This window comes from Comamonas sp. B-9, from assembly GCF_000410635.1.
Taxonomy (GTDB): domain Bacteria; phylum Pseudomonadota; class Gammaproteobacteria; order Burkholderiales; family Burkholderiaceae_C; genus Comamonas.
On record NZ_APCR01000550.1, the window covers coordinates 1 to 1,078 of the forward strand.

The 1,078-nt window shown below is 67.6% G+C and carries 1 protein-coding gene; it reads right to left on the bottom strand.

Annotation, left to right across the window (positions count from 1 at the left end; all coding sequences use genetic code 11):
• Nucleotides 1-337: 337 nt before the first annotated feature.
• On the bottom strand, nucleotides 338-1,078 hold a 741-nt coding region (locus H928_RS0105300; protein WP_021025575.1), incomplete at its 5' end, for a FecR domain-containing protein.

A 1,078-nucleotide genomic window follows, 5' to 3' on the forward strand; every position in this document is an offset into this window, starting at 1 on the left:
AGCGCGGCTGGCAGTGGCCCGGCCGGCACCTGCAAGGATTGCACCGCGCCCGCAGGTGCAGTGGCCTGCTCGGCGGCGGTTTGGGCATGGGCCGGCACGGCCAGCCCCAGCATGGCGCTGACGCCCATGGTGATGACGGCGGCTTGCACCGCGCGGGCCAGGGTCGATGGCATGGGCTGCGCTCCCGCTGGGGTGGGGTGAGGACGATAAGAAACGGTTGGCATAAGGCTTCCTGCTTGGGGTCGGTACAGATGAATTCGCTGTCTCTATGCAGGACAGCCGACCGCACCCAAAGGGGCCAACTTGGCAGAAAATTTTTAAAAGTGCTGTGTAAAGTTCAGTGCGACAAGGGCAGCACCGTGATCCAGTAAGGGGTTCGGGCACTGATCTGCACCGGCAGCAAATGGGCCAGGTTGGCCAGCACCGCGTCGGTATCGGCCAGCTGGAACGCGCCCGAGATGCGCAGCGCCGCCACCTGCGGGTCGCAACGCAACCAGCCTTTGCGGTAGCGGCCCAGTTCGGCCAAAAAGGCATCCAGGCGCATGTTGTCGGCCGCCAGCACACCTTGCGTCCACTGGCTGGCCCCGGCCTGGGCGGCCTGTGGCTGTCCTGCTTCGCGGTCGCTAAAGCGCAGCTGCTGGCCGGCCTGCAAGCGCAGTGCTGCAGTGCCGCCGCGTGGCCGCACCTCCACCGCATCCTGCTGCACGGCCACATCGCTGTAGCCATCACCACAGCGCACACTAAAGCGCGTGCCCAGTGCACGTACCTCACCCTGCTCGGTGGTCACCATAAATGGCCTTGCGCTGGCCTGCGGATCGGGGGCCGTCTCCACATAGAGCGCGCCAGCGCGCAGATGGATGCGGCGCTGCAGCGCATCGAACTGCACATCGGCCGCACTGGCGGTGTCCAGCACCATGCGGCTGCCATCGGCCAGCGTCCAGCTGCGCCATTCGCCAGTGGCGGTGGCGTGGCTGGCCGTCCACTGCTGCACCGGGGCCATGCGCCAGGCCAGCCAGCCCGCGGGCACCGCCGTGATCAGCACTGCCAGCGCGCGCACGGTATCACGGCGCGTGGCACG